Annotated in this window: 10 protein-coding genes; all 10 read right to left on the reverse strand. The window is 31.4% G+C overall.

The window, feature by feature from the left end; genetic code table 11:
* Window positions 1-871 (reverse strand): glycosyltransferase family 2 protein (locus IBX42_RS10320; protein ID WP_294932623.1); only part of this gene is annotated, 871 nt, incomplete at its 3' end.
* Window positions 868-1752 (reverse strand): hypothetical protein, encoded by an 885-nt coding sequence (locus tag IBX42_RS10325; RefSeq protein WP_294932625.1) that lies wholly within the window; start codon window positions 1750-1752, stop codon window positions 868-870. The genes IBX42_RS10320 and IBX42_RS10325, both read right to left, overlap by 4 nt.
* A 403-nt stretch (window positions 1753-2155) precedes the next feature.
* On the reverse strand, window positions 2156-2980 hold the full coding sequence (locus IBX42_RS10330; protein ID WP_294932627.1) for a glycosyltransferase: 825 nt from the start codon (window positions 2978-2980) through the stop codon (window positions 2156-2158).
* A 1-nt stretch (window position 2981) separates the two neighbouring features.
* The gene (locus IBX42_RS10335; protein ID WP_294932629.1) at window positions 2982-4169 is read right to left on the reverse strand and encodes a hypothetical protein; all 1188 of its coding nucleotides are present in this window, start codon (window positions 4167-4169) and stop codon (window positions 2982-2984) included.
* A gap of 37 nt (window positions 4170-4206) precedes the next feature.
* The gene (locus IBX42_RS10340) at window positions 4207-4899 is read right to left on the reverse strand and encodes a CatB-related O-acetyltransferase (protein WP_294932631.1); all 693 of its coding nucleotides are present in this window, start codon (window positions 4897-4899) and stop codon (window positions 4207-4209) included.
* Complete coding sequence (locus tag IBX42_RS10345) at window positions 4896-5117, reverse strand: hypothetical protein (protein WP_294932632.1); 222 nt, start codon at window positions 5115-5117, stop codon at window positions 4896-4898. The genes IBX42_RS10340 and IBX42_RS10345 overlap by 4 nt, the downstream gene beginning before the upstream one ends.
* Window positions 5108-5689 carry a hypothetical protein gene (locus IBX42_RS10350; RefSeq protein WP_294932634.1) on the reverse strand — a complete coding sequence of 194 codons (582 nt, stop codon included), beginning with the start codon at window positions 5687-5689 and terminating at the stop codon, window positions 5108-5110. The genes IBX42_RS10345 and IBX42_RS10350 overlap by 10 nt, the downstream gene beginning before the upstream one ends.
* An 8-nt stretch (window positions 5690-5697) precedes the next feature.
* Window positions 5698-6795: a DegT/DnrJ/EryC1/StrS family aminotransferase gene (locus IBX42_RS10355; protein ID WP_294932636.1), complete on the reverse strand. Its 1098-nt coding sequence runs from the start codon at window positions 6793-6795 to the stop codon at window positions 5698-5700.
* Between the two features lie 100 nt (window positions 6796-6895).
* Window positions 6896-7132 carry a phosphopantetheine-binding protein gene (locus tag IBX42_RS10360; RefSeq protein ID WP_294932638.1) on the reverse strand — a complete coding sequence of 79 codons (237 nt, stop codon included), beginning with the start codon at window positions 7130-7132 and terminating at the stop codon, window positions 6896-6898.
* Between the two features lie 19 nt (window positions 7133-7151).
* A complete protein-coding gene (locus IBX42_RS10365; RefSeq protein ID WP_294932640.1) occupies window positions 7152-8069 on the reverse strand; it encodes a ketoacyl-ACP synthase III in 918 nt (305 codons plus the stop codon).
* Between the last annotated feature and the right edge of the window lie 59 nt (window positions 8070-8128).

The following is an 8128-nucleotide window of genomic DNA, read 5'->3' on the forward strand; positions in this document are numbered from 1 at the left end:
TGATCAGCCACTTTGGCAGTTTTTCATATTTTTGGCCAAGCTTGTAGCCTGTGTATTTCATACCGTTTCTCACAAAAAACTCAGGCAGCAGATACCAAGCTCCGTTTGCAAGCAAATAGTTGACTTCAGACTTGATGTACTTCATCCCTTCGCCCTCCGCCTTGCCAAACTCTCGAAGTATCCACTCTTCACATCTATGAAACACACCGATGTCAAAGTATCTTTGAAACTCCTGCCATACGGTGTAACTGTGTGAATGGTACACTTTTGCTTCAGCCACATAAGCCAGCGAATGTCCAGCAAGGAGCATCTTAGCCCCCGCATAAGTATCTTCACCGAGGATCAGCCCATCTTTGAACCATCCGATGCCCTCCAATGCACTCTTGCGATATGCCGCAAAACTGTCTGATAAAAAGGCGGTTTTTAGTCCATAACGGTTTTTATCTTCTAAGCTGCGAACATATGAGTTCTCCCCATAGTTAAACGCTCTCAAATGTTTGCCAAAAAGAGTGGTCTCACTATAGCTAAGCTGTCTTCCATAGGCCGCCCCTACTTTTTCATCGCTAAATGTTTTTACAATATTTTCTATAGCAAACTCATCAAACGGCAAAGCATCTTGAGTTAAGAAAACCAACACCTCGCCCTTTGCAATTTTGGCAGCATATGCACGTGTGCCGCCATGGTCAAATTCGCTTTGGGGTATCACGATCACATTTTCAGTGTATTGTTTCGCTATAGCGACTGTTTCATCTTTTGATGACGAGTCTATGATGATAAGCTCATACTCTTTTACAGATTGACTTTTAATTGATTCTAACAGTTTTGGCAAATAGCTTTGTGCGTTATAGGTCGGGATGACTATTGAGATCAAGAGTTTTCCTTAAAATTAGATGTGATTTTATAATCCTTATCTTTTTCATAATAAGGATTCGCTACCAACATCATAAATAAAATCCAATACACTGGCCAATAAAGCACATTGATGTTAAAAATTACAATATTAAAAGCACTCATGTATATAAAAGCGATTTGATTATTTTTAAGCATTAACCAATTAAATAAAATAAAAATTACCACTCCTATAATTCCATAGCCATACAAAAAAGACCCTAAAAAACTTTTAGGGTCTTTTTCTATAATTTCATTTGTATTCGGGAATATCTCATGTATCAATACCATATAATTTGAATTCTGTATCGTCTTGGTGTAATCGGCTCCAACAAGGATTTGGAATACATCTAATTCAGTAAAAAAAGCCACAAAAGGTATAATTCTCATAAATACAGATACATCATATTTTGAGTAATCATTGATAAACACATATAAAAATATTGGAGGAAGAAGAAAAGATAAAGTGTAAATAATAAATAATAATTTTTTATTATCTGTGAACTTGTAAATATACAATAAACCATAGAACACAACTATAAATCCCATCATGTTTCTAGAAAGAGAAATTAAAATAGCCATAAATAATAATAAGTATAAAAAATTATTTTTATAATAAATATGATTGAGAATGAAACCTACTGCCAAAAATATAGAAAAAAATGCTGGCTCCAGGGCAAAACTTGGCACCCTTATTCTTTCATTTGAAATCAACAAGTGCCATAAGTTAGAATTCCACTCCCATACAGGTATGATTGCCAAAAAAGTATGTAAGTCAAAATTGAAGTACATTATCAGATACTGATAAAAAGCATAAATAATGCAAATAAATAATGCAAATAAATAATATTTATTGTCTTTCATCAAATTATACTTGTTAGAATTCAGCAAAATAGTCATAAAAACTATTGCGAGTAACTTAACTATTTCATCAAGACTAAACATAGAATTATAAATATTTTTGATTAATAGAATAATAAATAAGGATAGAAAAAATAATATAATTTTTTTGTGAATATAAATCTTTTTTGTAAACAACACTAAAAAGATAAACAATATATATATGATTGGAATATTCAAAGACCCAATATTAAATGTATTAAAAACCATAAAAGGCAAAATAAAAAAAACTGATTTCAAACTATTTTACTTATTAATAATCTAATAAACAACACAACTTCAATTGTTGGGGTCAATATTATATTTGAAATTGGAATATAACTGATAATAAATACAAACAACCATGCTCCCGCATATATCAAAGAAATCATGCTTTTTTGACTTTGAGTAATTTTTTAGAAATACGAGAAAATATTGCATAGAGTAATAAGACTTTATATTTTGTCTTAAAGTGCTTCATGTTGCCAAAGATAGTTCTGATAAAATCTTTATATCTTCTTCTTTGTAATTCATCATTGTTAATTGCATTTGCTGAATGAATTCTATATTTTGATATCTTTTCATCGATAAATCCCAAATAATCTTTTGACATCCATTTAAGAAATAGATCAAAATCCTCAACAATCAACCTCTCATTAAAATATATTTCCTTGACAACATCTTTTGTCATCATTAATGTTCCTCCGGGAATACCCCAGTTGAGTATTAATTCTTTTTTCATATTATCATCATCAAATAAATTATTTTTATTTACAGCATACAAACCATTTAATCCACTCTCATAGAGCAGGTGATCATTTTCATCAATAACTTGACAGTCCCCAAACACTATTTTTTTGTTTTTATTGGCTTCCAAATATTTCAATCTTTTCTCAATGCTTCCTGATATTAAAACATCATCACTGGCAATAGCTACAATATAATCACCAGAACAAAGAGTATGTAATTTATTTACTGTTTTAGATACACCCATATTTTTTGAATTTCGCTGATATATAATTTTTATTTCTCTATTTTTTTTAGATGCCCACTCTAATATTTTCTCCCAAGTAGCATCTTTAGAGGCATCATCTATAATTACAATTTCTTTATTCGGATAAGGATCTGCAAGAATTGAATCTAATGTCTTTTGTACATATTTTTCATGATTGTAAGCAGGGATTCGAATTGATATTAAAGGTTTATCATCCATTTTAAACATCCTTTATTTTTTGTTTTGAGTATATATAAAATGCAATTCCCATCAGTAATACATAAAATATATATTTAAACATATATGCATAACTAGCACCAATTGTAGAATAATTTTCTACAAAATAATGAATTAGCAATAGAGAAGTAACCAAATTTACTACTTCTATCATTATAGATAGTTTTAGTAGTCCATATGAAGCTATAGTCAATAAAAAGATCCATCCTATTATTTTAAAAAAATCTCCAACTAGTTGATATATGATTAGTGGTTCTGCTAACATAAATGATTGATCATAAAGCAGAGATAGTATTTGTTTTGAAAACACAATAAATATTATCCCTCCCGATATGAATAGAACCAATGGCATTTGATAGGTTTTAAGCAAATACCTAAATGTTTCCATTGGTGCCTTTTTATGCAGAGCTTTAGGCAGTAGCACACTTATAACATACAGATATACTATACTGGCAAGATTGTCACTTATTTGCCAAACAGCTTGCCATAAACCGGCCCCCGTAATATCCTTTTCCATCATTACTGTACGTAGATAGATTAGCACAAGAGTATTAACCAAAAATGGAAAAATTAGAGTAAGTCCGTATATCAGAACTTTCTTGACTAATCTAATTTTGAATGTTTTTCGTAATGAGATTAAAAAATATCTTCTATTCCAAAACGTGATTGCAGCACTACTAATAACAAGTGATAAAACAAACTCAATTACCATTATGTCAAGTGTAATTGTTACTGATAAAGCCAACATTAACAAAAAAACAAAGGAATAACTTAATACCAATACACTAAAGAGAACCTGTTTCGCTTGGCCATTAATAATTGCAGTATTCAATGACAATAAAGAGATTGCGGGAATTCCTAATATTAACCAATACATTGAATCAGTTAAATCAATTGAACCCGTTAAGAATAAGGTTAATTTATCGATATATACAAAGCCTAAACTGATAAAAATAATATTGATTATTATAGAGATAATTAATATGGTTCTAAATAAGTAATGTCGAGAATATTTTTTTGTAAACAACCTAACAACAAGGTTGTTTGATCCGGCAATGCCAAGTTGCATAATCAGGTTCATGGCAGATTTTAGTTGTCCTAGAATTACAATTCCGCCTGGACCTAAATTAACGGCAACTAATTTATTCGTTAATAACCCAATGATTGTCAATAAAATTCTTGTAATAATTGTAATAAAAAATTTGATATTAATGCTCCAAAAGCCAATCTAACTTATCCAAAGTTCTTTGTAAATCTTTAGTGAGATCGAAATCAAAATATTCTTTATTTTGTTTTATCCATGATAGTTCCTTATCCCACCATTTTAACAATAAAATTTTCTCAATGATTTTTTCATCATAACGAAATCTTACTAGTCTCGCTGGATGACCAACATAAATTCCAAATGGCTCCAAATCTTGTGTCGAAGTTACAATTGTATCAGTACCTAGAACGACCCCATCTGTTATATTGGCTCCGGACATTACTTTAGAATGTGCCCCAATCCATACATCAGAACCAATATTTATATTTTTTCCTTCAAGTTCATCTACGCATTCCCATTCTTTGGATGGCATTTCAAAATAACGAAAAAACTTATGTGTTGATAGATAGTTTACCCTATGCCCTCCATTCATTATAAATGAACAGTTGTTGCCTATGGATGTAAAATTTCCTACATTAAATTTGTAGTCTGAAGTGGCACAAGAGTAATAACGAAGCTCACATTTATCTTCTATGTAACTACACTTTCCAATATGTAGTTCAATATTTTGATGTTTACTATCATTTGCTTTTAAAAAATCATTATAAAGTGTAGATTGACATCCACAGTCAAACAGCAATTTAGTTTTATCATTAAGAAGTTCTATTTTAAATGACGAGTTACTTTTTATTTTCATATCTTATCTTCTATTTCAATTGCTGTTTTTGCAAATGTATTTTTTGCAGTTTTTATTGTTGCACCTAACATAATCCATCTACCAGAACTATCAAAAAACCCACCTTCTGATAGTCCTTCAATTTCATCAACACCATGTATAATTTCAGGATTAAAAAATAGCACACTTCCTGACTTCAAATAATCATCAATATAAATTTTCTCATTGTTTATATCCATAACATATAGCCCCCCCCTATGAAGTCACTTCCTTTATCACTAAGCGCTGCTATAGAAGTAACACTTTGGTGCACACCAACAGTATCAGAATGCTTAGCTATATATCCTCCTCCAGCTGGGTAATGATGAAATAAACATCTGATTACAAAGTCGTCACTACTGGGATTTGACAGCAAGTATTTATCTGGATCCAGCCCGGTGATTAAATTTTTTATTTGAAACATCTCTCTAAAAATTTTAAAAAAATCAAATACATTTTGATTCCATGGATAAAAGTAAAATTTGTGCGCATAGCTATCAACGTATGAATCAGGATGATTTTGCAATATCAGGTGATGGTCAGGAATTTTGTGGTCTAAAGCATGATACGACGGTAATGAATTTAGACCGACGTTAAACAGGTATTGTCTTATTTTCATGAGTAATTGCTTTGGATACATATCTTTTATTATGACAGCTTTATCATTATCAATTGCATTCTTAATTTTTTCTATATTAGCAATAATATCTTTGTTATATTCAATAACTTCTAGACCTTTGCATTTTTTTGGTTCAACTCTAGTCAGACTCATTGCTATCCTTAATGTTTATTTATTTTATCAACAATATATTTAACGTCACCAATACTAGTAGTGCTACTAATTGGCAAACTTAAAACTGTATTATGAATACTTTCTGTAATTTCAAATTCTTTTTCAGTCCATTCTTTATATGCAGTTTGTTTATGGGGTGGTATTGGATAATGAATCAATGTCTGAATACCATTATCCATTAAATATTTCTGTAACTGAGTCCGTTTCTCTGTTCTGATTACAAAAAGATGCCATACATGGTTCTCTTGTTGCATCACCTTTGGAAGGATTATATTTTCATTAATAATATTATCTAGATAATAGTTTGCAACTTCTCTGCGTCTTTCAATTTCATTATCTAAATAACGTAATTTTACACGTAGCATAGCCGCTTGAATTTCATCTAGCCTGCTGTTGGTGCCTTTGTAAATATTTTCATATTTTATTTTACTACCATAGTTTCCTAAAGCACGAATAACATCAGCCAACTCGTTATCATTTGTCGTTACTGCTCCGCCATCACCCAAAGCCCCAAGGTTTTTACCGGGGTAAAAACTAAATCCGCTTGCGTCACCTAAACACCCTGTTTTAACCCCATTATATATCGCTCCATGAGCTTGTGCCGAGTCTTCTATGACTTTTAAATCATATTTTTTCGCTATAGCGTTTATCCGTCCCATCTCTGCTGCTTGGCCATATAGATGTACAGCTAAAATTGCTTTGGTCTTTGACGTAATCTTCTCTTCTATCTTCGTATAATCAAGATTATATGTCTCAATATTTGGCTCGACTAGTATGGGAACTAACCCATTTTCTGAAATGGCCAGTATGGATGCAATATATGTATTTGCAGGAACAATCACTTCATCCCCATCGGCCATAACACCCAACTCTTTATATGCTCTAAAAATCAATATTAAGGCATCAAGACCATTTGCCACTCCAATAGCATGCTTTGCACCACAATACTTAGCAAACTCATCTTCAAAAGCATCACACTCTTCTCCCTGGATATACCAGCCGCTATCAATAACTTTCGCACAAGCTTCTTTCAGTTCATCCGCATACTGTGCATTTATCGCTTTTAAGTCTAAAAATGGAATCATTTCATTTCCTCACTACACATATTGTTTTTCAAAATCATCTTTATGCAAAATTTATTTCAAATACATACTGACTATTTTTTTGAATATCATTTTGATACTTTTATACCATTTTATGATTAATATATTCAACTATGTCGTTAATAGTTTGAACTTTATTTAAATCTTCATCTGGTATTTTTACATCAAATTTTTCTTCAAGCAGTAAATACACATTGACAACATCCAACGAATCAATCCCCTGATCTTCAAGAGCTATATCGTTTGACATTTCATTTACATCGCCAAGCACTTCGGCCTCTGCTATCACTTCTTTTACATTTTCTACTGTTGCTTTCATTTTCTTTCCTTTTTTATATTTAAATTTTTTCTATTATAGCACTACCCCAAGACAGTCCTACACCAAAACCTGAGATAACAAATCTTTTATTATCACTGTTTTTCATCTCTTTTTCCAAAATAATGGGGATAGACGATGAGATCGTATTGCCATATTCGTACATATCAAATGGTACTTTATTCTCATCGATTTTTAGTCTTTTTCTTATGGTGTCGACTATATATTTACTTCCTTGATGAAGCACATACTTGTCTACATCTTTGTCTTCCAGGCCATTCTTTTCTAGAAGTTGTTGAATATGTTTAGGTATAGTCGTAGCCGTAAAGTTAAATACCGCTCTACCGTTCATATAAAGCTTATCTTTGCAAAGAAGCTCTTTATAGTGCTCGCCATTCGTGCCAAAACTAAAACCCTTTGGCATATATATTCCCGCTTCACTTATATATGTAACGGTTGCTCCATCACCAAAAAGCAATGCTGTATTTTTATCTTCGCTATCTACTATTTCACTATACGGATCAGCAGTAAATAACAATCCATTTTTCAAACCATTGCTTTTCATAAACGAGATAATGTTTGATAATCCATACACATATCCGCTACAACCCAAAGATATATCAAAACATGCACAGTCTTGAGACAGTTCAAGTTTTCCATGAACTATAGCTGATGTATGCGGAATATTATAGTCAGGATTTTGAGTCACTACCACACAGCAATCTATAGTTTCTTTGTTTAGCCCAATTTTTTGTATCAAATTTTCAAACGCTTTGACACATAGATCTGATGCTTTTTCACCTTGTTCTTTTATAGAGTGGGTTTTAACACCTATTTTATTTTCTATAAAATCATCATCAAGTTCAAACTGCTCTTTTTTATCATAGTTTGATATTTTTTTATCTGGTATATAGCTTGCTATCTCTTTGATACCTAACATACGAACTCCTCCTATAATTCATATACCAGATCTATCACTCTAAAAGGATAGATTTTGGT

The organism is Sulfurimonas sp., assembly GCF_014859695.1.
Lineage (GTDB): Bacteria > Campylobacterota > Campylobacteria > Campylobacterales > Sulfurimonadaceae > Sulfurimonas.